Genomic DNA, 24,461 nt, shown 5'->3' with positions numbered 1-24,461 from the left:
TATGACCTCCTTCACTCCGTAAAAGTCGCTTTTGTACAAAAAGAGTCTAGATCGGACATTCCCGTTCATTTTAACACAAACTATACTGGGTTTGTAATTGAAGCCACTATAAGGACGGGATGAGGCATATGAAGAAGCTGAAAATAGGCGTTATTGGGCTTGGCGGCATTGCTAACTTTCATATTGAAGGCATCTTGGCAAGTGAACATGCTGAAATATGGTCGATATGTGATTGTAATGAGGAAGCGCTTTTGGCCAAAGGCAATGAACTGGGGATTCCGCTTGAGCGGCAGTATGTAAATCATTTGGATATGTTAAAGCAATCAGAGCTGGACGCTGTGACCATAGGCACACCAAACAGCAATCATTTTCAGATCGCGTATGACGCCATTATTCATCGCAAGCCATTTGCGCTTGAGAAGCCAATTGCCCTTGATGCAAGGGAAGCAGCGATTCTTAGACAGGAATTAGCGAATCATCCCATCCCTCATATGGTGTGTTTCACGTATCGTTATAAAACCGCGATTCGATATGCGAAGCAGCTGCTTGAGCAAGGCACGCTTGGCAAGATCAATCACGTATACAGCCAGTATTTGCAAAGCTGGGGTATTAATGAGGAAATTCCACTGCTCTGGCGATTCCGCAAGGATCTGTCAGGATCGGGTGCGCTCGGTGATTTAGGTTCTCATATTCTCGATCTTAAGCGCTTCCTTATCGGAGAAACCGTGAAGGTTATTGCTGATGCAGGAACGATTGTAAAAGAGCGGGACAACCTAAATGGAGAGGGCAAAGGTGAGGTGGATGTTGATGATTTCTGTCATGTGCTTGCCCGTTTCGAAGATGGCGGCTCCTCTACGATGAACATATCTCGTTTCGCTTTTGGCCGTGGCAATTACCAACGGATCGAGATTTACGGTACGCAAGGAGCGCTCATCTACAACCTTGAAGAAGAGGATAGCCTTGAAATCAAGCTTGGAGAGGATAAGCAATTCCGTAAAATCGATATTCCAAATTCGTTCGCAGCAAATCAAATGCAGTCCTTCTTTAATTTGCTGAACGGCAAGCAAGATGGTCTCGACGCAACAATCGAGGATGGTTATATCAATCAGCTGACTCTGGATTCTATTCTCCTATCCACTCAGGAAGAGCGCTGGATTACGATAACACAGGAGGCTTCTAACAATGGCTAATATAAAAGTAACAGTCTGGAATGAATATCGGCATGAGAAGCAAAATGAACAGGTAGCAAGCATCTATCCCGAAGGGATTCATAACGCAATTGGCGGCTACTTGAAAACAGTGGATGGCTTTGAAGTAAAGACAGCGGTTCTCGATGAGCCTGAACATGGGCTAAGCGATGATGTGCTGTATCATACGGATGTGCTCATCTGGTGGGGACATCTCGCTCATGCTGAGGTGCGGGATGATATTGTCGAGAAGGTGCGCGCACGCGTCATGGAGGGCATGGGGTTAATCGTTCTTCATTCTGGCCATGGCTCCAAAATATTTGAGCGTTTGTTAGGCACTAAAACAGGAGATCTCAAATGGCGCGATGATGGCGAGAAAGAGCGGGTTTGGGTTATCGAGCACGGCCATCCGATTGCGGACGGCTTAAATGATTATATTGAAATTCCGAAGGAAGAAATGTACGGGGAGCGCTTTGACATACCCGCACCGGATGAGCTCGTATTTATTTCCTGGTTCGAGGGGGGAGAGGTATTTCGAAGCGGCTGCTGCTACCGAAGAGGAAAAGGCAAGTTGTTTTATTTCCGGCCTGGACATGAAACATTCCCGATCTACCATCATCCAGATGTGCTGAGAGTCATTGCGAATGGCGTACGATGGGCGGCTCCTGTTCAAGGCGCAAGCATATCGTTAGGACGTGTTGCTCCGCTCGAGCCAATTGGAAAGTAAATGGTGAAGGTGTCTTATCTTTCTGTTTAGACAGAAAGATAAGACACCTTCTTTATTTTTCTAAAAAAGCGGCATTTAAAACGGAGTGAAATACGACACCTTTTCCGCAATGAAAACGGTTTCTAGCGAAGAATGATCTAAGCATAATGAAGGAGAAGCATAAATATGAGGAGGGTCAATCCTATGAAATGGTACAAAACAATTTCGTACGGGGTACTAGCGGCGGTAATGGCTTTTACGATTACGGCGTGTGGAAACGGAAATAACGCACCTGCCAATAGCGGAGGAAATGCTCCGAAAAATGAAAGCGGTAACGCTCCGGCAGCGGGTGGCAAAAAAGTTACTATTGAATACTGGCATACCTATAGCGATCAAGAAGAGAAGGTGCTCACGGAAAATATTAAGCCGCTCTTTGAGAAAGAAAACCCGGGTATCGAGCTCAAGCTGACAAGAATGCCATACGAGGGCTTGAAAGAGCAGGTTATTGCCGGAGTAGCGGGCGATGCAGCACCTGACCTCATGCGAATGGATATTATTTGGGTTCCTGAATTTGCCAAGATGGGAGCGCTGCAAGATATAAGCAAGAATGAGGGTTTTGATGCATTAAAAGCAAATACGTTCGAAGCGCCTATGGAAACGAATGCCTATAACGGCGGCTACTATGGCGTTCCAGTAAACACAAATACAAAAATTGCTATCTACAATAAAGCGGTTTTGGATGAAATCGGCGTAAAAGAAGCTCCTGCGACAATGGATGAGTTCGTTGCAGCAGCCAAGCTTGCGGTCGCAAAAGGCAAACCGGGCGGTATTGGCATCGGCGGAGCGAACGTATGGGCAGCATCGCCTTACTTCTGGAGCCTTGGCGGTTCATTGACGAACGAGGACTATACAAAGGTTGATGGCTACTTGAATAGCCCGGAGAGCGTAAAAGCGCTCGAAACGATTGTACAGTGGAATAAAGACGGACTCGTAACGCCTACGATTCTTGGCGGCGAGCCAGGCGCATGGGACGGTATGAAAAACAATGATTATATGATGATTGATGACGGCCCTTGGTTTTACAGCATTCTGATGAACGAAGCAGAATCGAAATTCAAACCGCTGGAGCAAACGGTTCGCGGCTTGATTCCTGCTGGTGCAGGCGGCAGCCGATCTGTTGTAGGCGGCGAGGATCTTGTTATCTTTGCAAACTCAAAGCATCCGCAAGAGGCGTGGACATTTGCAAAATGGATGCTTGGCGACGAGCCGCAAAAGATCATGAGCAAGCTTGGTCTTATCCCTACAAACAAAACGGCAGCAAACGATCCGGCATTTCTTGAGCAGCCATTCGTTACAGAATACGTGAAGCAGCTTGAAACTGCACTGCCGCGCACACCGATTCCACAATACGGCGAAATGGAAGGAATCGTTAATCTTGCTTTTGAGAAAGCGGTCCGTGGAGAGCTTAAACCAAAAGAAGCGCTCGATGAGGCAGCGAAAAACATTGAAGCTATTTTGAAGAAATAAGTGAAATGCTAGAGCCTTCATCAACTTCAAAGGTAGATGAAGGCTCTAGTGAGATGAAGGATAGGGAAGGAGCATCAATATGTCTATACCAGTGACGGGGCAGCCGAAACAAGAGCAGCGAATTCCGGCAGGCGTAAAGTTGAAAAAGGGCATTCAGCAGTGGATAAAGGTTATGCCTTATATCTTTCTTGGTGTTTTAGGAACGGCCGTATTCGTTATTTATCCGATGATCAAAAACATAATTATAAGCTTCCAGGAATACAGCATTATGCCTAATGCAGAAAATCCATTCATTGGCTTTGCAAACTACGTATCCGCATTTACGGATCCGAACAATAAAGTGTTAATGGCAATCCGAAATACGTTTCTGAACGTCGCGGTAACGGTACCCATTAACTGGTTTCTTGCCATCGTGTTTGCGGTCTTAATTAATATCCACTTCGTTAGGCATAAGATTGTGTTCCGCACGATTTATTATTTGCCCATCATCACATCTTGGATCGTGGTCGCGTTCTTGTTCCGGTTCTTGTTCGCTGGCGGTGAATATGGCTTGATCAACTATATCTTTTATAAGCAGCTTGGCATATTCCATGAACCGATTAATTTTTTATCAAATTATTGGACGGCTATGATTGTCATCTGGTTGTTTCATATTTGGAAAACGGTTGGTTGGGGCGTAGTCATTTATTTGGCGGCCTTGCAGGGCATTTCGAAGGAATATTATGAAGCGGCGCAAATTGACGGCGCTAACGGAACAAAGCAGTTCTGGAGCATTACGGTTCCGATGTTAGGTCCTGTCACCGCATTCGTTCTTATTAACCTAATTAACGGAGCATTCAACTTCTTTCCACAAGTGTACTTTATTACCCGCGGCGGCCCGATGGATCAGACACAGACGCTGCCAAGCCTTATGTACATGCAAGCATTTAAGAACTTTAACTTTGGTTATGCATCTGCGGTAGCCGTCATGATGGGGATTGCAGTGTTTTTACTCACCTATTCTCAGATGAAAAAATTCGGCAATCAGCGGTTTTTGTAGGAGGGAGAAGAAATGAAAACTAAATGGCATATTCAGCTTCTAGTTTACAGCATTATCGTGCTTGGAGCGTTGGCTTTTCTATTTCCCTTCGTATATATGATTATGACGAGCTTCATAAAAGGGGCATACTCGCTGCCGCGGCCTAAGGAAGTATTCTCTGTCATCCCAAACCTATATAATTACCAGCTAGTATGGAGCAAAAATAATTTTGCAAGGTATTTCCTGAACAGCTCGCTCGTTACCATCGTGTCTATGACAGGAAGTTTGTTTCTCGGCTGTTTAACCGCCTACGGGTTTGCCAGATTTACGTTTCCGGGCAAAGAGTTTCTATTCCGAATGTTTCTTCTGACCATGATGATTCCCGGAGTGATCAACATTATTCCACAGTTTCTAATTATCAAATCATTTGGTTTGGTTAACACCTACTGGGGGCTATGGTTAATTTATATCGGCGGCGGTGTTGTTGGCAGCACGTTCTTCTTGCGTGGATTCTTTCAAAGCATTCCGAAGGAGTACGAGGAGTCCGTGTTGATCGATGGCGGTGGCAGCTGGCGCATTTTCTGGAATATTTACCTGCCTCAGTCGATGCCGGCGATTGCGACGCTTGCAGTTCTTTCCTTTCAAGGCACATGGGAGGAGTATTTCACGGCTCTAGTCATTATTAAGGATGAGGCGCTTCGGACGCTGCCAATTGCACTGCTGATGTTCAACGATAAATATGCGACAAACTATTCATGGGTATTTTCTGCTTCCATTATAGCGCTCATTCCGACGATAATCCTTTATATTATTTTCCAAAAAAGATTCGTACAGGGTGGATTTAACGAAGGCGGAGTGAAGGGTTAAATCTAAAAACAGGAGCTATCAAATGAAACGGAAAAGAAATCGAAATAGAATAAGCTCATCAGTCATTGTTGTCATTACCTCTTTTATGATCCTTGCTTCCGGCTGCAGCGAGCAGAAGGAAATAAAGGCGGAGCTTGTGAATAGCCAAGGTATAATAAGTCGCTTGTCGACCGACAAATCGGCTTATCGTCCCGACGACAACGTTCATTTTACGTTGGATTTGGCTAAAACGGAGTCAAAAGCGAAGGTGATTGTCCAGTATCGCCATCTAGGGGAGAAGATTGCTGAGCAAGAAGTCAAGGTGGACGGCAATTCATTGGAATGGGATTGGACGCCTCCAAAGGAAGATGGCCGAGGTTATATGGCTGAGGTTTTCTTTGTAACGAAGGAAGAAGTGAAGGATCATCAGAACATCGCAGTTGACGTGTCCACAGACTGGAGCAAATTTCCTCGTTATGGTTATTTGGCGGACTTCCACAGCATGAATGGGGAAGAGATGGCAACAGTAATCGAACGTCTGAATCGGTTCCATATTAACGGCGTTCAGTTTTATGATTGGCAGTATAAACATCATCAGCCTCTGAAGCTGGAAGGCAATCAACCAGCGTCGGAATGGCCGGATATTGCAAACAGACCTGTCGCCTTGGATACAATTAAAGGCTATATTGACCTTGCGCACAGCAAAAACATGAAGGCGATGAACTACAATTTATTGTTCGGGGCATATGAGGGGGCAGAGGAGGACGGTGTCAAAAAAGCGTGGGCGCTGTACAAAGATCCTTCGCAAGCGAATCAGGATAAGCATCCATTGCCAGACAGCTGGGCCAGCGACATTATGCTCTATGACCCAAACAACGTGGAGTGGCAAAACTATCTGATCGATAAAGAAATTGAAGTATTTAACCAATTGAAATTCGATGGCTGGCATGTTGATCAATTAGGCGATCGCGGAGCGCTTTGGAATGCCAAAGGAGAAAGTGTAAAGCTGGCGCCTGGCTATGTATCATTCCTGAAAGCAGCCAAGGAGAAGCTGGATGTCGACTATGTAATGAACGCTGTCGGACAGTATGGGCAAGCCTTTATGGCTCCTCAGGCTCCTCTCTCATTCCTATATACCGAAGTATGGGACGGGCATCCGAAGTATGGCAACCTTAAGGGGATTATCGATCAAAACAACCAGTTCAGCAAAAATAAGCTAAACACGGTGCTTGCTGCTTATATGAACTATGATTTGGCAAACGCGAGCGGGGAATTTAATACGCCAGGCGTTCTGCTTACAGATGCAGTCATCTTCGCATCCGGCGGATCCCATCTGGAGCTTGGGGAAAATATGCTGGCCAAAGAGTATTTCCCTAATCGAAATCTCTCCATTCCAGCTGAACTGGAAGAGCAGCTTATTCGCTATTACGATTTCCTTGTCGCTTATCAGAACATTTTGCGAGATGGAGTAGAGGAATCTGAACTAATCGTATCAAGTACAGGGGACACAAGTGTTTCCGCTGCTCCAGAGCAAGGCAAAATATGGTCCTTTGCGAAGCAGAAAAGCGGAAGCAACATCGTTCACTTCATTAACTTCACTGATGCTAAAACCATGGAGTGGAATGACAGCAAGGGCGAGCAAGCTGTGCCTATTGAGCGTAAAGAAATAGACATTTCCATTGAGACAGAGCGTGAAGTTGCAAGTATCCTATTCGCCTCACCAGACTATTATCAAGGATCACCTATTAAGCTGAGCTTCAAGCAGCAAGAAGGCAAGGTTACACTTAAGCTTCCAGTCCTGAAATACTGGGATCTACTAACCATTAATTACAAGTAAGGTTGCGATAGCATGCAGAACCAAGCGATACGAAAGATAGTTTTCGTGCGCTTTGTTTTGTACACTGCAATGAAAGCGTTTGCTGATATGAACGTAATGCATGAGAATGAATGGAGCGAAGCCAGCATGGCTGCGCTCCTCTTCTATAAAACCTTCTATTTTAATCGTGTTGATTTAGGTAAACTAGGAGTATCTTCTTTAACAAGGTGGGCAGCTTATGGCGCGCTTCGAGAAAATAACGAACCGATTTGCTTCAAAAATGATTTTAGCGTTTTTACTCATTATTTTGATTCCGACCACTTTATCGGGTTTCTCTTTCTATTTGGAATCTTCCGCGCTTGTAAAACGAAATGTTAGAGCATCTACCGTTCAGGTTACCAAGCAAACCGCAGATGCCTTGTCTTCTATTTTCAACGCGGGAAGCGATACATCCGATTTAATATACAGTGATTTGAAGGTGCAAAAATCAGCGATGCAATATACCTCGAGTCCGCTTAGCGAGCAGATCGAGATGACGCAATCATTAAATACGCTGCTTAATAACGTCGTGTATTCAAGCTCATTCGTAAGAATTGTTTACATCATTAAAAGTGGGGGCATCGGCTGGGGGAGCGGCACATTTTCTACACCCAAATTGCGAAAGGTTGACTTGAATCATCAAGAGTGGGTAGCGGAGTCGAAAAAGCAGGATGGCGGGTTCGTATGGCAGCCGATGCGAAAGGATCCTTTTAGCGGTGGTGGGGAAAATACTGATCTTGTTCTCCCGATCAGCCGTGCGTTAAAAGACTTTGAATCGCTTCAGCAAATCGGTCTGCTGGTCGTTAATTTAAATGGCAAGGCCATCATTAATACGATTAAGCAAGTGAAGCTGGGGGAAACCGGACGTTATATGGTCGTTAACGCACAAGGTGAAATTATGATCGATACGGATCTTTCACGAATTGGTCAGATGGTGGAGGATGCCAAACTGCATGAGTTGATTGTACATAATGATGCAGTTGAATTCGAGTACGCTAATAAGGGCGTCCATTATTATGGCGTAAAGCAGCTGCTAAGCAATGGTTGGCTGCTGGTTGGCACAGTTCCTACGCTTGAAATAACGGGGGCGCTGGATAAGCTGCATACACGTATTTTAATAACCTCAGCATGCTTCGCTTTGCTTGCGGTGCTCGTTGGTCTTCTCATCGCGAAGAAGGTTACGAAACCTATCAAGCAATTAACGTTAGAGATGAGGAGAGTTCAGCAGGGAGATCTATCTGTTCGAACAGCGTTAACGTCTACAGACGAGATTGGGCTCATGAGTAGGCATTTTAATAAAATGCTGGATGAAATTGAACAGCTGATGCTACGAGTGGAGCAGGAGCAAAACGAGAAGCTTGAGGCCGAGGTGCGTGCGGTCACTTACCGGATTCATCCGCATTTTCTCTACAATACGCTTAGTACGCTCAGATGGCTGATTCGAGCAGGAGAGATGGAGCGAGCCGATCAAGGGCTAGCGGCTCTAACTAGACTGCTTCAAGCGAATATGGGCAAGAACGGGCAAATGATTACACTTGCGGAAGAGCTGGAGATCATTCAGAAATATATCGTTATTTTAGAAATGCGGTATGAGCAAAAATATGCTTTGGCTATAGAGGTACAGCCTGGGGCGGATCAAGTGAAAATTCCAAGGATGCTGCTTCAGCCGCTCGTTGAGAATGCGATCTTCCACGGCTTCGTGCCGCTTAATCGCGGAGGAGATATTACGATTAAGGTGACAGAGCAGCAGGGAGAGCTGCGGATTGTGATCCATGATGATGGCTCAGGAATATCAGAAGAGAAGTTGAAACAATTGAATGCAAAGGAAGGTATGACGAAAGCAGGCATAGGAATGAAGCATGTTTATGATTCCTTAAGGCTTTATTATGGCGCAGGCTCGGGCATATCTGTTACGAGTGATATTGGACTCGGTACTCATATTCATATCGTCATCCGTTTATAAAGCTAAAGCTTCCGAGTTCAGATATTGCTGCCTACAACTTCGAGGAGGAAATGACGTGAACGATTATGTTTTGATTGTGGACGACGAGCCGATTATTCGAAACGGGCTTAAAAACTTCATAAATTGGGATGAGCAAGGGCTGACCTTAGTGGGAGATTGTGCAAATGGCCTTGAAGCATTTGAACGGCTTCGATCTCAGCCTATTGATATTTTGATAACGGATATTAAGATGCCAGTTATGGATGGCCTGGAGCTAACGCGAAAGGCGCTGGAGGTTAATCCGCTAACCAAGGTTATCCTAATTAGTAGCTACAATGAATTCGAATATGTGCGTGAGGGGATGAAGCAGGGTGCTGTCGATTACTTGCTTAAGCCGTCACTGGAAGCGGGGGAACTCATTGCTGTACTCGTGCGATGTAAAGAAATGCTGCAGCAAAACCGCAGGCAAGTCGTGCAAAATCAACAGTTCGATGAGCAATTGGTTTTCCTTGCGAGAAGACGTTCTGAGCAGGAAATCATACGCTTGCTCGCAACCAGCGAGTCTGAATCTAAATTAGTTGATCTTTTTGATCAGCCAAATGATCGCTACGTTTGTGCTTTTGTTGTATCGGATGGTCTAAACGAGTGGCGGGAACGATACGGGGATTTGCATATTAGCATCATGTATGAGGATATGCAGGCTTTATTTTATGAGCAATTCCAGTATGGCAGTGCGCCGATTTTGACGGGAGAAGGTCTCTTTATGATCTTACCTCTTGTGGGGAATGCAGAAGGTGAGCTTGAGCGCTTCAAGAACCGGGTTGCTGCTGAACTATCGACCTCAATTTCTATTGGTTACTGTGTGGAGCAGGAAACAGAGCGGGTGGAAACAGGACTCAGAAAAAGCCGAGCTGCAGGGGAACGAAGATTTTTTGAAGGTACGGGCAAACTTTTTGCCTATAAACAAATACCGGATGAGAGCGTAGCGGGGTCTAATTATGAGGGAATGAACATGCAGGTTATGGTTGAGCAATTTCGCACCGAGGACCATACAAAAACAATCATCGATCGCTTCGTTTCAAGCTGGACGAAGGGTGCTCAAACACCGGAGCACGTAAGAAAAGAAGCATATGAGCTGCTCTCCGCCTATGCTTTTGTGAACGGAGGCTCAAAAACGCTATCAGATTTCCGAGAACACATTTGGCGCTGTGAGACGGTTGTTCAGCTCGAATCGACTATCCGTCAATTGTTTGAGGAAATGGAGCATCCCAATCAGCTGAGGTTGGCTGATAAAGGCCATAGCGGACAGTTAATCACTAAAGCCATCGCCTACATTAAGCTCCATTACCGAGAAGATTTAACACTGCAACAAGTAGCGGATAACATACATGTAAGCAAAAGCTATTTTTCGAATTTGTTCAAAAAACAGGCAGGTCAAAATTTCATCGATTATTTAATCGATTTGAGGCTGCATGAAGCAAAACGGATGCTGGTTAAAAACGAGTACAAGATTTATGAGGTAGCTGAAAAATCCGGTTTTAACGATGTGAAATATTTTAGCAAGCTGTTTAAAAAAATGACTCAGATGACACCTGTAGAGTATCGAGATAAGCATCAACAGTAGTTGATGGAGGAGATTGCCATGCTTATAAATAGGCTGATAATAATAGTGTGTTTACTTGCAATCAGCTCAGGCTGCAGCCAGCAGTCTATTCTTACAAATGACAGCAAGGTCAAGAAGTTAACAAATACCGAGAATACGGAAATCGAGTTCTGGCATACGTACAGTGATCAAGAGACTCGAATTTTGGAGGATATACTTATTCCTGCGTTTGAGGAGGCGTACCCCGCTATTCACGTCGTTCCTGTTCGGCAAAGCAACAATATGGAAATGAAATATACGCTCATCTCCAAGGCATCTTCCAATAGAGCGCCTGATGTAGTGCGTATGGATATTGTATGGGTGCCTGAGTTTTCCCAAAGCGGATTGCTGCTCCCCCTGAGCGAATACGATGATTTTGGCAAAATAACGCAATCGCTGCAGAGCAATACAGGCTCAGCAGGTTATTATAAGGGTTCCTATTATTCTCTCCCCGTTAATATGAACACGAAAATTGCTATATTTAATCGGGCATTGCTGGAACAGGCTGGATTGTCGATGCCGCCTGGAACTTTCCAGGAAGTGATTGATCTTGCTAAAAAACATCGATTCATGATTGGTATAGGGGGGCTTGAGTCGTGGAAGAGCTTGCCTTATATTTATGCGCTGGGCGGACGTATGACAGATGATTCATATTCGAAGGCATCCGGCTATTTGAATGGAGAAGCGACAATCAAGGCGGTTGAGCAGCTTTTATTGCTATATAAAGAGCAGTTGATTGATCGTACGGTTATTAACGGCGGCGGAGATAATTGGGAGGGGGTAAAGTCAGGGAAAATATTGGTCACAGATGATGGACCTTGGTTTTACAGCGTTTTTCAAGGCGAAGAGCTGGAGAGGGCGATTAACACAACAATAGCAGTTCCGTTTCCGCCGGATTTTGGTCCTGCCTCCATATTGGGAGGAGAAGATTTAGTCATTATGAAGGGCTCGAAAAATCCATTGCAGGCCTGGACATTTATGAAATGGATGGTCAATACGCAATCGCAAATTGCAATGTCGCAAACAGGCATAATTCCGACAAACTTGGAGGCCAAAGAGATAAAGGCGCAGGGTGAATCCTTTATTCATCCGTACACGGAGGCGCTTGATCATACATTTCTTCGTCCGCCAGTGAAAAGGTATAGTCGAATTGACGCTACTTATATAAAATATATGACCAAAATTTTTCAAGAGGAACTTTCGGTTAAACAGGGATTAACGGAAGCAGCCGCTGAGATTGATCGTTTGTTAAAGCAGTAAAATAGATTGATCCTCTAGACGAGACATGTTGTATGCAAAAAAAAGTAGGAATCTATTTGTGATTCCTACTTTTTTTATTTCGAAGCGGCAGTCTGCTCCTTAACGGAGCTGAGCCATGCACCTTTAATATGAATTGAATTCACATCACTCAATCATCAGAATTTCACGAATATCCTTTTCCGATAGAGAGGATAGAGCCTCCTGACCAGGCTGGATAACCTCGTCAATCAGGTTCATTTTCTTTTGCTGAAGCTCATACATTTTGTCCTCGACCGTGCCTTGCGTTACGAGGCGGATGACCTGCACGACGTTTTTCTGTCCAATGCGATGTGCACGATCGGCTGCTTGCTGCTCGACGGCTGGGTTCCACCAAAGGTCGTAGAGAATAACAGTGTCGGCACCCGTTAGGTTTAGTCCAGTGCCCCCTGCTTTTAACGAGAGCAGGAAGAGGTCGCGCTCACCGTCGTTGAATCGATTACAAAGCTCGACGCGCTCGGAGGCTTTTGTTTGCCCGTCCAAATAAAAATGAGTAATGCCTCGGTAACCCAGCTCCCGTGCGATTAGGCCGAGCATCTCTGTAAATTGTGAGAAGATGAGCAGCCGCTTGCCAGCACTCTGGCATTCCTCGATAATTTCAAGGAGCTGCTCAAATTTGGCGGAGCTTCCTCGGTAATCTTCTACGAATAAGGCAGGATGGCAGCAGAGCTGGCGAAGCCTTGTTATTCCAGCTAAAATTCGAATTCGATTTTGCTGGAAACTTTCATCGTTCAAATGCTTCACCGTCTCCTGCTGCAGCTTAGCTAGGAAGCCAACATACAGCTGTTTCTGCTCAGGCAGCAGCTCCGATGCTTGTATTGACTCGATTTTGTCAGGCAGCTCCTTCAGTACATCACTTTTCAGCCTGCGCAGCAAGAACGGACGAACCCGCTTGGCGACAGCTTCTCGCGATAGCTCATTGAAAGCTTGCTTGCTAGGAAATAACGCTGGGAAAACGGCTCCGAAAATAGACCATAGCTCCTCCAGCGTATTTTCCACGGGCGTGCCGGTCAATGCGAAGCGATACCCGGCATCAATAGCCTTAACGGCTTGCGCGGTTTGAGTCGTATGGTTTTTGAAATATTGCGCCTCGTCCAAAATCAGCGTGTGGAAGCTTTGCTTCATATAATCTTTAATATCTTTGCGCAGCAAGGGATATGAAGTTATGATCACATCCGCCGAAGAATCACCTGTCAGCAGGCCGCTGCGCTCTGACTTGGTGCCATCGGCAATAACGGCGCGAACCTCTGGGGCGAATTTCTTCAGCTCATTCAGCCAGTTGTAGGCGAGCGAAGCGGGAGCAACGATTAATGCTGGCTGCTCTCGCTTCCGAATCTCAGGAAGTACGGAAACGACAAATGCGATGGCCTGGACTGTTTTTCCGAGCCCCATATCATCGGCAAGAATGCCGCCGAAATGGTAATGGGCAAGTGTCTTCATCCATTGATAGCCGTATTGCTGATAATCCCGCAGCACGTTCGCGAGATTATCCGGTACAGGGAAATCCAAATTGTCGGGGTTACGCATGTTTTCCAGCAGCCGGCGGAACGATTTGCCAAGTCTTACCGCATTTCCGTTCTCATGTGAACCAATGAGATGCAGGCCGCGGGCTGTAGGTATCCGAAATTCGGTTCCTTGAATATCGCTTTGGCGCAGGCCGACCTCATTTAAGAAATGGATGATTTCTTGAAACTCGGCGCCATCAAGCGGCAATAATGAGCCGTTTGGCAAACGGTGGTATTTGCGCTGCACTTCAAGCGACTTCAGCAGGTTCCGAATTTCCGATTCAGGAATGCCGTCCATATCGAACTTGAATTCCAGCCAGTCTGTACGCTCATCTACATTAATCGTTACTTTTGGCGCTGCATGCTTGGTCACAATTCGCACTTTAACAGCAGAGGTAGCGTACACGGTCAGCAGCTTCTCAAGCCGCGGGATGATATGGTGCAGAAATTCGAATTCCGAATCCTCGTCCTCCATGAAATAGCCGCCCTCTGTTTTGGCGAAGGGAACCAGCTCCATCAGCTCGAGAATGAGCCGCTCTTGTTCTCCGTCCCGCATGAGAATGCGATCAGTACCGCGTGATTTCTCGCTTCCTTCTAAAGGATTAATAATAATGTCGCCATATTGGAACTCAAGCCCTGCGACCAGCCGATCTCTTACCCGGTCCAAGTAAAGCTTCGCTTTAAGCTGCGTTTGCAGCACGCGGTCAGATATTGATTCCGCAATTCCGACACTGCCCAGCTTCATTAGTCCCGGGATGACCCTTTCCATAAACGGCTCCATTTGCGCAGGGGCAATATGAATCTTTGGCTTGCGTGAAGTGTCAAGCAGCTGCTTCATCTCCATAAGCCGTGTGCAAGATTCCGGTTTCAGCTCAATCAGCTTGCCGTTTGTGATAACCAGCTCATAGTCTTCCATAATGATGATCTGATCAAGTCCCTGAATATCCAATTGATAGCCGTCGCTTGTCGCTTGATCAAACGCAAAATGGAGCGGGAGCGCTTCGTCACTCCGTTCAATGCCATGAAACGTTTGATTGTTATAGAGCAGCTGTACGGTCGGTGCAGCAGTTAGCAAAGGAAGCGTCTTATCCCATGAGGAGGGAGGTACAAGCAGCATACGGTCTCCGCCTGCCGGAGCCTCTCTTAGAAATGAGCGGGACAGCGATTCCCTGAATATCTTTTCATTTCGGTAGATTTGAATAAGCCTCGCAAGCACCACATCATTCTCCTGCTGAAAGCTGTGAACGGCTGGATCATAGGTGAAATGTTTCGAGAAGACGTAAGGCTCCCGCCGGTCGACCTTTTCCAGAAATTCGCGTATTTGCTGTACGATATATAACCGTTTTGGGCCAACCTTAAGCTCAATGCCGAACATATGCTTTCGGAAGCCGTAGGGGAAAAGCTTAACAGAAATCTCTACTTCAAGAGTGGTGCGCATGTCCAAAAGCGACCGGCTTCCGCTTGTGCGGATCGGACGGTGGCTGAACAAGCCTAACATGCCGTTAGCCAGCCGAGTATCGGCTGCTTCTAACCCCGCTTGCGCGGCATATCGATTACGGAGATGGGTTGTATCTGCTTCGTCATCATCATAGTAAGGCCTATCCTCTGGATGAAGGAGTGAGGGGTAGATACGGGCAGGCTTATCAAACTCATTTTGAAAATGATGAATTTGCAGCAGCGCCGCAGCTACATGCTGGCAATACTTATCGTAGGTGCTGAAAGCGAGACAGGAGCACTCCGCTTCGACGTCTCCATCCAGGTCAATATCGATCGTAACCTCATAGCGATGGTTGCCCATTACGATAGCTTTAAAGCTGCTTGCCTCAGGACCTTGGTCCGCAAGCGTAACTTTTCCATCTTTATAATAGGCTTCGCCGCGTTCATAGAAGGTATCGCCGCATAGCAGCTTAATAACTCGCTCGGACAACTGTACGCTCATGGTATGGTTCCTTTCCGCTAGCGGAACGCTTGTTCCGATGTGTAAGTTAATTCTTATCATAGCAGAATATGTACAGCAGGTCACAATTCAAAATGTGGGCATTGTGCTTCTGAAATAAAAGCCTAGCAAATGCTAGCTCTACTTTTGATGTGGTCCAGGCAGCTCTTACTGAAATTGAATGCAATCAACGGTATAATGTAGGAAGTGAAGTTAAGCTTGATTATGGGAAAAGGAGCTGGTCAACCATGCATTACCGACGACTTGGAAATAGCGGCCTCAAAGTATCCGCGCTCGGTTTAGGTACCAACGCATTTGGCAAACGCGCAGATTATGAGGCTTCAAAACAAATCATTCATAGCGCGATAGACAATGGAATCAACTTTATCGATACAGCTAACATTTATGCAGCCACCGAATCCGAAAAAATCATTGGGCAGGTGCTCGAGGGACAGCGTCAACATGTTGTTTTAGCTACAAAAGCAGGGCTAGTTCGGGGAGCAGGCGTAAATGAGCGCGGCTCGTCCAGATTTCATTTGCAGACGGAACTGGAACACAGCTTAAAACGTCTAAAAACCGACTATATCGATCTATATCAAATTCATACATTTGATCCTGAAACACCACTTGAGGAAACACTTCGAGCACTAGAGGATATGGTACGCTCTGGCAAGGTGCGCTACATCGGAGCTTCCAATTACTTTGCGTGGGAGCTGATGAAGGCGCTCGGAATCAGTGATCGGCTTGGAATAAATCGCTTCGTATCGACACAAGTGAGCTACTCCTTAGCGGATCGAACGCCGGAAAACGAGTTGGTTCCGATGTGTCTAGACCAAGGCGTGGGCATCATTCCGTATTTTCCGCTGGCTGGCGGCATTTTATCAGGAAAATACAGCGCAGCGCAGCAGGCGCCAGAGGGCTCTCGCGCTCAGACCGACCCGAGTTTCCAGCGATTTATCGATACTAAAACCATTGCATTAGGTGAAAATGTAGCGAAGCTTGCGGAACAATTGGACTGTACGCCAAGCGTATTATCACTCGCGTGGCTCATGCATCAGCCTGTCGTATCTACCGTCATTGTGGGAGCGACAAAGGTGGAGCAGCTCAAAGAAAACTTGAAGAGTGTATCCATGCAGCTGACCGCAGATACAGAAGAGGAATTGCAGAAGATTAGCCGCCCATTCCGTACGGGTGAACCTTTTGCATGGTATCGCTTGCCATAGAGATAGACACAACGGGTACCCACACGCAAAACACTTTGAAGAAGGTGCATGGCTTGTGGGTGCTTTTTTTGTATAGAAGCCTTGTTATTGTTGCATTCGTGGGCAAATTGTAGATGCAGCCTTGTTTCATCTCTATCCGATTTGTTTTATAAGTTATTATCGAATAGGAGGAGAGTGAGAGGCATGACGGAGAAGCAAACCTATTATGTATCGATTTCTGGAAAGCGGGTCGAGCCTGAACCTTCCATCAATGATCAGTTAACGGTAACCGCAACGCAGGGGGAGATCAGTGAGCTTCAGCAGCTGCTCGACCAAATTCAGCGGGATGATGAAAAAACACAATTTCGCGCACCAATCCCTTATAAATCAGCTGATAATGACAAAGCAACCGATAAGTTTAATGAGGATATTATCAAGGTTTACGAAACCGTATATGTGTTAGGCACGGCAGAAACTAGAGATCATATTCGCCAAATGAATATTTTAAACAAGCTGAAAGACTCTGATTACGACTATCCCGGATATGAGCGATAAAACGGTAAGCCAGTAAACAGATAAGAGGCTGTCACTAAAGGCAAATTGCCTTAAAGAGACAGCCTCTTTGCTTTTGAATTGGATAAATGATGAAGAACAATGGTTTATTCAGATCAATATTAATGCCGCTCTAAGTCGTCTACGTAGTCCTTGGCCTCTTTGAGGCTGACGCCACTTTTTTTTCTAAACTCTTTAATTGCTTGAACTCTTTTTCCTGAAGCAACTAGCATGCGTAATCTATCATCGATATTTATAGGGGCGTTGTTGCGAGTCATACCGGGTGAGGAAGGAGGGGAATTTAGGTTTGGCTTGGGTGATCTCAAAAAATCCGAATGGTTGTTAGCCCGTTGAAGCTCTAATTTTATTTCGTCAACCTGTCTCTGCAAGCTAAACACTTTTAACCCAAGCAGGACGGATAGAACTAATGCGCTCACAGCAACAATTTCGATCGTTTCCATTACGAATCTCCCCTTCCTGTTTTGAAAACCTATTATAACATAATTACAATTATTGTAAGGGCGATTTCGAGCTGCTGAGCAAGAATGTTTTGATAATGAGAATGATTATTAATATAATAAGAGAGGTGGAAATTGTAAATAGACATGGAAGGTGAACATGATGACATTACAGGAACATATACCATTATGGAATCATGCTGCTATAAGGGTGCTTGATGTTCGTCGGTCTATTTTGCGATCGGGTGAGAGTTTGCAAGGCTTCCGATTGCCAGCTAGTGCCTTCTTATTCGCTGCTGCTGGTGATGCAAAAATTCTCATCGACGGAATGGAGCATATGGTGAATCGTTTTTATGTGTGCCATGCCGGAAAAGGCGCTACGATTGATATTGTGCAAGTGAATGAAAAACTCGATTATTATTTTATTTTTTATAAAGCAGTCCTCGTTTTACCAGCTCGTAAAGAACTGTTAAAAGTATATAGAGACAATAATCCTTTTCAAATGCAATATGGTTTTGCCCCTGCCTATCCGCTAGGTCTTCTGACGAGAATCGAGCAAATGTATTCGCACTGGATGCTTGATATTCAATTGGAAAGATTTCATGTGAGAGCGTTGTTTCACCAATTGGTATACGATCTTATGAAGCAGCTCCATGCCGCTGAGGGGGCAGCCAAAGCTCAGCCGGATTACGTCAGCCAAACGATTCGCTTCATGGAGGAACGTTACGCTGAGACAATCAGTCTTCAAGAATTGGCGAGTACTCTTCATTGCAATGAGAGAAAGCTGCAGCGATTATTTAAAGCGCAGCTTCGGATTGGGCCACTAGAGTATCTCATTCAGGTTCGAATGGATCATGCGCAAACGATGTTATTGAATACGAATATGCCGCTTAAAGCCATTGCAGAATCAGTAGGTTATGGTGATAGTTATTATTTTAGCCGAGCCTTTAAGAAGCATATTGGCGTTTCTCCTCTTAACTTCAGAAAGCACCGTCGGATAAGTTCATCCTCTATGTCGCAAAATTCCATTGTCGCGGATACTTCTCTCTCGTATGATGGTGATTGTGATAATCATTATCAACAATTAGACGGAGGAGTTATACGGATGAATAGGAGTAAGAGGTCGATTTTAGCGGTTAGCTTAATGCTCAGTTTAATTTTATTGTTGAGTGCATGTTCGACGGGAAATAGCATGGGAAACAATACGGGAGGGGCTAGTCCAGCTGGAGCTGAATCTAGCGCAGCTTCTACAAACACAAACGTATCGCAAACAGCGCAACAGGCATATCCTGTTGTTATTAAACATATGAAGGGCGAAACAACGCTGGAGCAGCGCCCACTTAAAATTGCGGTGCTTGATACAAAATTTGTGGATCAATTGGTAACTTTAGAAGAGCAGCCAGCGGGCAGCGTAAAAGCCGCGGCAGATAAAACAGACTTCCCGGCCTATTTAATGGATAAGCTGAAGGATGTTAAATTGCTCGGTACAAGGGATGAGCCCAACCTTGAGGCTATTATGGCCATGGAACCCGATTTAATTATTTGTACAGAATTCCAAGAAGAAGTGTATGAGAGCTTGTCCAAAATTGCTCCAACGATCATGCTCGAATTTAATGAGGATTGGCGCGTCACTTTAGATACTTTTGGAAAAATTGTAGGGAAGTCTGAAGAAGCGAAGGCTGTCTTGGAGGCCTACAACGTGAAAACAGAGAAGCTGAAGGTAGAGCTAAAGGCTAAGCTCGGAGATCAAACTGTTGCATTAGCGCGCCCACGTGATGAGGGGATACGGATACATACACCAATCCACCGTACAGGAGCTATTTTATACAATGATTTAGGCTTGAATGCCCCAGAATCGGTTTTGAAGGAAAAGGATACCGCTTATGAAATTGCATTAGAGGCTTTCCCGGAAGTTGGCGCTAATCATTATTTCCTCGTAAAAGATGATATGTTCAAGGCGGCAGTGGACGAAATCCAGAAGACGGAAACGTGGAAAAATGTTGAAGCTGTGAAAAACAATCAAGTCTATGATGTGGATTCAAACATATGGATTGCCTATTATGGCCCGATTGCCATTAATATGATTGTTGACCGGGTAGCAGAAATTTTCCTTGGTAAGGCATAACATGTCAGCAACGCTTTCAAAGTCGGAGTGGGGCAATTTAAAAAGCAGATATAACTTCTCTTATGAAAATAATACCGACTCCGCTGATCGCTCCATTTATTCAAGAAATTTATTGAATAAGGAGTTATGCGAAACCTATCTGGATCGGCTAGGGAGCGAAATAGCTTCGCCATCAAGAAGAGTAACTGCGTCGATGCTCGCGAAGCGATATGCTTATCTAGTCGTTGCTCCTGTTCTGTATGCGATGACGGTATACAACAAGAATTTGACCATGACGTTGGACAATTGCCGCTTGGTTTCACCTAGCGACAGCGAGTTCAATGTGACGAAATCTAAGTTTCCTAATTTAAGCTTTGAAGAACCAAGCGTTACGGAACCGGTAGCTGGGGAGCGGAAAGAGTGGCGGGATCAGGTAATAAGAGAACTTTTTGCAGAGCATATTTCTCCATTATTTCGTGCTTTATCTATGGTTGGCGGAATACCTATAGTGATCTTATGGGAGAATGCGATGGTTCGAATTGCTCCGCTTTATGAGGACGGACTAGAGGAAGAAACGAATCCGGTTATCTTGCAACGACTTCATGAGGATTTCACGTTTATAACGCAGACTGCACCAGCAAGCTTATTTGGAGAACGCCGCAATCCGTTTAAGAAGTTTATGAGCAAAACGAATATAGACACGATGAGTGAGCTGCCTGATATTCGCAAAACCTGCTGCTTCTATTATGAAATGTCTTCGGCAGAATATTGCAGAGCTTGTCCGAAACCTTTCGAATGCCATATATAGCAGGACATTGAGCAATCGTCTTGTCACCTTTTTGGGGCAAGGCGGTTGCTTTTTTTATTTATTGGTTCTTAATATAAAAGGGGTTTTGAAATATAATTTGATTCCACATATGCCATTGACGGCCGGTGTCATAGAGCTGAAGCTCGAGATTTCTTTAGCAGCTTACAAGCATTATTCATTCGAATTTATGTTAAATAGGAAAGAATGGTTTCTCCTGTTACAGCTTTGAACATTTGAGTGAATTAATGGCAGATAAAGGTTCACTTTGGCGGCGTCCGCTAGGGAGTCTTTTATAAATTTTTTCGAATGCTGAACATATTCTCATGGGGATGCTTCCACCGTAATTTTGCTGCAAAGCGACTTTTTAGGAATTATTTGTTGAATTAGCAGGAGTAAATCCTGTTAATTGCTAAATTGGGCTGCTTCCACTACAAATAGCAGGAGCTTTTCCTGCTATTTGTAATTTAGCTGGAAAAGCTCCAGTTAATTTTCAGCTGCGCACTCATTTGAGTTAATTAGCAGGAAAAGCTCCATGTAATTTTGCTGGAAAGCGGCTTTTTAGGAATTATGTGTTGAATTAACAGGAGTAAATCCTGTTAATTGCTAATTTGAGCTGCTTCCATTACAAATAGCAGGAGCTTTTCCTGCTATTTTATATTTAGCTGGAAAAAATCCTGTTAAATTTTAGCAGTGTGCTCAGCTCACGCAATAAACGAGAAGTGCCATGCTGAGCATTCTGCAGACTCCATAAGTTGATGGATTTTCAGTTTATCCCGTGCGCTGTTCGATTAGTACTGCTAATTAGGCAAGTATTATGTAAGTTTGACCTGCTGCTCGCTCCATGCCCAAAGCTTAGCCGCAAGCTCAGGATTGCTCGCTTTGCTTGCCGTTTGAACGCTCTTGCTGTCGATAAAATATTGGCCGGTCAGATTTGCCGCTTCATCGCTGGATGCTAAATAAATAGCCGTCTTTGCCCCTTCAAGCGGCGTTCTGAAAAAAGGCTTGAGCAGCTTATGCACCGTCTTACCGAAGCCGCTCTTGCGATCTACGCCAATATTGGTCGCTACCGCCCCGGGATGAAGACTGTTAACCGTCACCCTCGTACCTGCGAGACGTTTTGCCAGCTCATTCGTGAATAAAATATTCGCGAGCTTCGATTGCGCATAACCTTTTGCGACATTATAGCCCCTTGTTAGGTTCGGATCGTCAAAATGTATTCTTCCGGCCTTATGCGCACCAGACGATACATTGATAATTCTCCCTTGCGGAGCACGTTGAAGAAGGTCAAGCAGCTCGTTAGTCAGCAAAAAATGTCCCAAATGGTTGATGCCGATTTGCGATTCAAATCCATCCGAGGTTATGCTTCGTTTCAAGGCGACAACCCCTGCATTGTTGATCAACACATCAAGCTGGCTATATTTCTGCTTAAATGCAGCAGTGAAGGTGCGAATGCTGGCAAACGAGCCCAAATCGCAGGTCATGAGGACAATATCGCTTCTGCCGCTTTGGTTGCGCGCTTGTTCAAGTGCACGCTCGCCGCGCTCCTTGCTGCGGCATATCATCACGACATGCGCCCCTTGCTTCGCAAGCTCGACTGTTGTCGCAAGCCCCATGCCGGAATTGGCGCCAGTTACTGCTACGACCTTTCCTGTCATATCGCTCATCCAAGCCACCTCCGTATATTCGTTATTTACAGCTTACCATGTGCAGCGAAGGTATGCCGTACAAATTCAATAAACGATCTGACATGTGGAGACAGCTGATCCTCGTTACGGTAAGCCAAACAAATATGCCGCTGGTTTACATACTGAGGCAGATCGCGCATAACGAGCTCGCCGGCTTCGATTTCTCGGATGACGCTTCGGCGCGGCAGGATGCCAACACCCATATTGCATTTTAGAGCTTCCTTGATCGTTTCGATCGCACCCAGCTCCATAACACTTTCCCACTGCAAGCCAGCCCCGGCTGCCCACTCATCGGACAAGGTGCGTGAGGTTGAGCCAACCTCATGCAGCAGAAATGTTGCATGTCTCAGCTCTTCGACCTCTACTTGCGCCTGGTTAGCTAACGGATGCTCCGGCGCAAGCAGCAGCTTCAGCTCATCAGCGACTAATGGCTGTATAATAAGGCCTTCTTCCAGCGATTCGCCAAGAGAGACGATGCCTATATCGATCTCATAGCTGCGCAGCATCGCAAGCACAGAAGCTGCTTGCTTCACGGTCAGCATGAGGCTTACTTTTGGATACAGCTTGCGGTAGGCGGCAAAGTGCGGCGGCATCACATAGGTTGCTGGCGTGTAGCTCGCCCCCAGCCTCAAACGGCCTTCCCCTTGTTCACGGCGCTCCAGCATGGCAAGTCTAGCTTCTTCCATAAGGAAAACGATTCGCCTCGCATAGGGGAGCAGATCCACAGCAGCTTCACTTGGCTGAAGGCTCCGCGAGTGCTTGCGGAACAGCTCCACGCCAAGCTCCTCCTCAAGCCTTTTGAGATGAAAGCTGATTGTCGGCTGCTTAAGCCCCAGCTTATCTGCAGCTTCTGCGAGCGTTCGACCGCTGCATACCTCCATGAACACATGCAGCTGCTGTACATTCATCCCGTGCTCACTCCCTCGCTTTTTGCCTATTAATATAGATTAAATCTATATGTATATCAATATCTATCGATTATATTTCATAATATCTCGACATTACGTTAACAATCATCTGACAAACCGTTGCTAAAGTTAGGAGGTAAGCAAAACAGATAGTGGAGGGAAATCAAAACGATGAAAACGAATGGGAAACGCTGGCTTGGAACCGTTTTGCTAGCTGGACTGATGGCACTAACTGCTGCATGCGGCAACGGAAATGCCGGAAATACGAATAAAGGGGCAGCAAATGCCGGAAATACACAAACGACGGCTCCTACCGAAGAAGCGCAAGCGACAGAAACAGCTGCCACGGAGGATAAAGGAACGCTTACTGTATACTTGAACGATTTTGACAGCATTATTGCTCCATTATTTGAGGAAGCTACCGGCTACAAGCTGGAGGTCGTTGCGGGCAACGGAGCAGAAATTATGTCCCGCGTTGAAGCAGAGAAAGGCAATCCACATTGGGATGTCATTTGGCTGGATGCGATGCCTTCCATTTATGGTCTAGGGGCAAGCGGTCAACTGCTTGAAGGCTGGTCGCCGAATAACGTCGCTAATCTAACTGACTTTGCCAAAGCTTTTGTGCCTGAGAAGCAATGGTATGTTCCTACAGGCGCACATGCTGCGGGAGTTATCGTGTATAACAAGGACAAAGTGAAGGCGGAGGATGCGCCAAAATCATGGGAGGACTTCTCGAATGCGAAGTACAAGAACATGATCGGCATGGCTGACCCAGCGATCGCAGCTCCGGCTTATCCTTTTGTTTCTTGGTTTTTTAAAGAAAAGACAAACGATGGCGGACAAACGTTCTTTAGCTCTTTGATGGACAATGGGCTTCGTGTATATCCCAAAAATCCAAACGTTGTCAAAGCGCTCGCCGCTGGTGAAATCTCGATCGCAGCACTGCAAGAGAGCAATGCCTATGCGATGAAAAACGATAACGAGCCTATCGAAATTATTTGGCCGGCAGAAGGTGCTCCCGCATCCGTTCGGGTAGCTGCGATTCAGAAGGATACCAAAAATCCGAATGCAGCTAAAGCGTTTATCGAATTTCTGCTCGATCCAAAAACGCAGCAAGCTTTAATTGATCAAGGCGACGAGAGTTATTTCCAGCCTTCCGTAAACGGCGTAAATGCCAAGCAAGATCGCGCAGCCGATGCGAAGCTCGTTGCAGCCGACGCTTCCTGGGCATCTGAAAATGAAGCGGCAATCAAGCAATGGTTCGCCGACCAGTCCGTTAAGTAA

Annotated in this window: 18 protein-coding genes; 14 read left to right on the top strand and 4 right to left on the bottom strand. The window is 45.7% G+C overall.

All coding sequences use genetic code 11. From position 1 onward, the window contains the following. Window positions 1-128: 128 nt before the first annotated feature. From MHH56_RS29540 to MHH56_RS29500, 9 genes are all read left to right on the top strand, one after another. Window positions 129-1,190, top strand: a complete 1,062-nt coding sequence (locus tag MHH56_RS29540) for a Gfo/Idh/MocA family oxidoreductase (protein WP_339205190.1) — start codon at window positions 129-131, stop codon at window positions 1,188-1,190. Next, on the top strand, window positions 1,183-1,914 hold the full coding sequence (locus MHH56_RS29535; protein WP_339205189.1) for a ThuA domain-containing protein: 732 nt from the start codon (window positions 1,183-1,185) through the stop codon (window positions 1,912-1,914). Before MHH56_RS29540 ends, MHH56_RS29535 begins: the two co-directional genes overlap by 8 nt. 183 nt (window positions 1,915-2,097) lie before the next feature. After that, window positions 2,098-3,420 carry an extracellular solute-binding protein gene (locus tag MHH56_RS29530; RefSeq protein WP_339205188.1) on the top strand — a complete coding sequence of 441 codons (1,323 nt, stop codon included), beginning with the start codon at window positions 2,098-2,100 and terminating at the stop codon, window positions 3,418-3,420. 79 nt (window positions 3,421-3,499) lie between these two features. Continuing rightward, entirely contained in the window at window positions 3,500-4,459 is a 960-nt protein-coding gene (locus tag MHH56_RS29525; RefSeq protein ID WP_339205187.1) for a sugar ABC transporter permease, read from the top strand. A gap of 12 nt (window positions 4,460-4,471) precedes the next feature. After that, window positions 4,472-5,305, top strand: coding sequence for a carbohydrate ABC transporter permease (locus MHH56_RS29520; RefSeq protein ID WP_339205186.1), 834 nt, complete (start codon window positions 4,472-4,474; stop codon window positions 5,303-5,305). Between the two features lie 22 nt (window positions 5,306-5,327). Next, window positions 5,328-7,121 (top strand): glycoside hydrolase family 66 protein, encoded by a 1,794-nt coding sequence (locus MHH56_RS29515; protein WP_339205185.1) that lies wholly within the window; start codon window positions 5,328-5,330, stop codon window positions 7,119-7,121. A gap of 217 nt (window positions 7,122-7,338) precedes the next feature. Further along, a complete protein-coding gene (locus MHH56_RS29510) occupies window positions 7,339-9,102 on the top strand; it encodes a sensor histidine kinase (protein WP_339205183.1) in 1,764 nt (587 codons plus the stop codon). Between the two features lie 55 nt (window positions 9,103-9,157). Next, complete coding sequence (locus MHH56_RS29505; RefSeq protein ID WP_339205181.1) at window positions 9,158-10,705, top strand: response regulator; 1,548 nt, start codon at window positions 9,158-9,160, stop codon at window positions 10,703-10,705. Between the two features lie 45 nt (window positions 10,706-10,750). Continuing rightward, the gene (locus tag MHH56_RS29500) at window positions 10,751-11,983 is read left to right on the top strand and encodes an extracellular solute-binding protein (RefSeq protein ID WP_339205180.1); all 1,233 of its coding nucleotides are present in this window, start codon (window positions 10,751-10,753) and stop codon (window positions 11,981-11,983) included. Between the two features lie 144 nt (window positions 11,984-12,127). Here the strand turns inward: MHH56_RS29500 and MHH56_RS29495 are convergent, their stop codons facing one another. Continuing rightward, window positions 12,128-15,463, bottom strand: a complete 3,336-nt coding sequence (locus MHH56_RS29495; protein ID WP_339205179.1) for an SNF2 helicase associated domain-containing protein — start codon at window positions 15,461-15,463, stop codon at window positions 12,128-12,130. A 245-nt stretch (window positions 15,464-15,708) separates the two neighbouring features. Here MHH56_RS29495 and MHH56_RS29490 point away from each other — a divergent pair, with 245 nt between their 5' ends. Together MHH56_RS29490 and MHH56_RS29485 are read left to right on the top strand one after the other, a co-directional pair. Beyond that, window positions 15,709-16,683, top strand: coding sequence for an aldo/keto reductase (locus tag MHH56_RS29490; protein ID WP_339205178.1), 975 nt, complete (start codon window positions 15,709-15,711; stop codon window positions 16,681-16,683). A gap of 183 nt (window positions 16,684-16,866) precedes the next feature. Continuing rightward, entirely contained in the window at window positions 16,867-17,217 is a 351-nt protein-coding gene (locus MHH56_RS29485; protein WP_339205177.1) for a hypothetical protein, read from the top strand. 119 nt (window positions 17,218-17,336) lie between these two features. Here MHH56_RS29485 and MHH56_RS29480 read toward each other — a convergent pair whose 3' ends face one another. Further along, the gene (locus MHH56_RS29480; RefSeq protein ID WP_339205176.1) at window positions 17,337-17,675 is read right to left on the bottom strand and encodes a hypothetical protein; all 339 of its coding nucleotides are present in this window, start codon (window positions 17,673-17,675) and stop codon (window positions 17,337-17,339) included. Window positions 17,676-17,832: 157 nt separating this feature from the next. Here MHH56_RS29480 and MHH56_RS29475 point away from each other — a divergent pair, with 157 nt between their 5' ends. Together MHH56_RS29475 and MHH56_RS29470 are read left to right on the top strand one after the other, a co-directional pair. Beyond that, window positions 17,833-19,797, top strand: coding sequence for an AraC family transcriptional regulator (locus tag MHH56_RS29475; RefSeq protein ID WP_339205175.1), 1,965 nt, complete (start codon window positions 17,833-17,835; stop codon window positions 19,795-19,797). Between the two features lies 1 nt (window position 19,798). Next, window positions 19,799-20,584 (top strand): IucA/IucC family C-terminal-domain containing protein, encoded by a 786-nt coding sequence (locus MHH56_RS29470; protein ID WP_339205174.1) that lies wholly within the window; start codon window positions 19,799-19,801, stop codon window positions 20,582-20,584. Between the two features lie 812 nt (window positions 20,585-21,396). Here the strand turns inward: MHH56_RS29470 and MHH56_RS29465 are convergent. Together MHH56_RS29465 and MHH56_RS29460 are read right to left on the bottom strand one after the other, a co-directional pair. After that, window positions 21,397-22,239 carry an SDR family oxidoreductase gene (locus tag MHH56_RS29465; protein WP_339209765.1) on the bottom strand — a complete coding sequence of 281 codons (843 nt, stop codon included), beginning with the start codon at window positions 22,237-22,239 and terminating at the stop codon, window positions 21,397-21,399. Between the two features lie 35 nt (window positions 22,240-22,274). Further along, a complete protein-coding gene (locus MHH56_RS29460) occupies window positions 22,275-23,177 on the bottom strand; it encodes a LysR family transcriptional regulator (RefSeq protein ID WP_339205173.1) in 903 nt (300 codons plus the stop codon). A gap of 171 nt (window positions 23,178-23,348) precedes the next feature. On the opposite strand from MHH56_RS29460, the gene MHH56_RS29455 reads away from it, so the two are divergent. Continuing rightward, complete coding sequence (locus tag MHH56_RS29455) at window positions 23,349-24,461, top strand: extracellular solute-binding protein (RefSeq protein WP_339205172.1); 1,113 nt, start codon at window positions 23,349-23,351, stop codon at window positions 24,459-24,461.

The organism is Paenibacillus sp. FSL K6-3182, from assembly GCF_037976325.1.
GTDB lineage: Bacteria > Bacillota > Bacilli > Paenibacillales > Paenibacillaceae > Pristimantibacillus.
The sequence above is the reverse complement of the archived record's forward strand: the minus strand, read 5'-3'. Positions and strand labels throughout refer to the sequence as shown.

What these genes read in the sequence shown, in the direction of transcription:
- MHH56_RS29540 (WP_339205190.1), top strand. Translation starts at nt 129, where the DNA reads ATGAAGAAGCTGAAAATAGGCGTTATTGGGCTTGGCGGCATTGCTAAC.
- MHH56_RS29535 (WP_339205189.1), top strand. Translation starts at nt 1,183, where the DNA reads ATGGCTAATATAAAAGTAACAGTCTGGAATGAATATCGGCATGAGAAG.
- MHH56_RS29530 (WP_339205188.1), top strand. Translation starts at nt 2,098, where the DNA reads ATGAAATGGTACAAAACAATTTCGTACGGGGTACTAGCGGCGGTAATG.
- MHH56_RS29525 (WP_339205187.1), top strand. Translation starts at nt 3,500, where the DNA reads ATGTCTATACCAGTGACGGGGCAGCCGAAACAAGAGCAGCGAATTCCG.
- MHH56_RS29520 (WP_339205186.1), top strand. Translation starts at nt 4,472, where the DNA reads ATGAAAACTAAATGGCATATTCAGCTTCTAGTTTACAGCATTATCGTG.
- MHH56_RS29515 (WP_339205185.1), top strand. Translation starts at nt 5,328, where the DNA reads ATGAAACGGAAAAGAAATCGAAATAGAATAAGCTCATCAGTCATTGTT.
- MHH56_RS29510 (WP_339205183.1), top strand. Translation starts at nt 7,339, where the DNA reads ATGGCGCGCTTCGAGAAAATAACGAACCGATTTGCTTCAAAAATGATT.
- MHH56_RS29495 (WP_339205179.1), bottom strand. Translation starts at nt 15,463, where the DNA reads ATGAGCGTACAGTTGTCCGAGCGAGTTATTAAGCTGCTATGCGGCGAT.
- MHH56_RS29490 (WP_339205178.1), top strand. Translation starts at nt 15,709, where the DNA reads ATGCATTACCGACGACTTGGAAATAGCGGCCTCAAAGTATCCGCGCTC.
- MHH56_RS29485 (WP_339205177.1), top strand. Translation starts at nt 16,867, where the DNA reads ATGACGGAGAAGCAAACCTATTATGTATCGATTTCTGGAAAGCGGGTC.
- MHH56_RS29480 (WP_339205176.1), bottom strand. Translation starts at nt 17,675, where the DNA reads ATGGAAACGATCGAAATTGTTGCTGTGAGCGCATTAGTTCTATCCGTC.
- MHH56_RS29475 (WP_339205175.1), top strand. Translation starts at nt 17,833, where the DNA reads ATGATGACATTACAGGAACATATACCATTATGGAATCATGCTGCTATA.
- MHH56_RS29470 (WP_339205174.1), top strand. Translation starts at nt 19,799, where the DNA reads ATGTCAGCAACGCTTTCAAAGTCGGAGTGGGGCAATTTAAAAAGCAGA.
- MHH56_RS29465 (WP_339209765.1), bottom strand. Translation starts at nt 22,239, where the DNA reads ATGACAGGAAAGGTCGTAGCAGTAACTGGCGCCAATTCCGGCATGGGG.
- MHH56_RS29460 (WP_339205173.1), bottom strand. Translation starts at nt 23,177, where the DNA reads ATGAATGTACAGCAGCTGCATGTGTTCATGGAGGTATGCAGCGGTCGA.
- MHH56_RS29455 (WP_339205172.1), top strand. Translation starts at nt 23,349, where the DNA reads ATGAAAACGAATGGGAAACGCTGGCTTGGAACCGTTTTGCTAGCTGGA.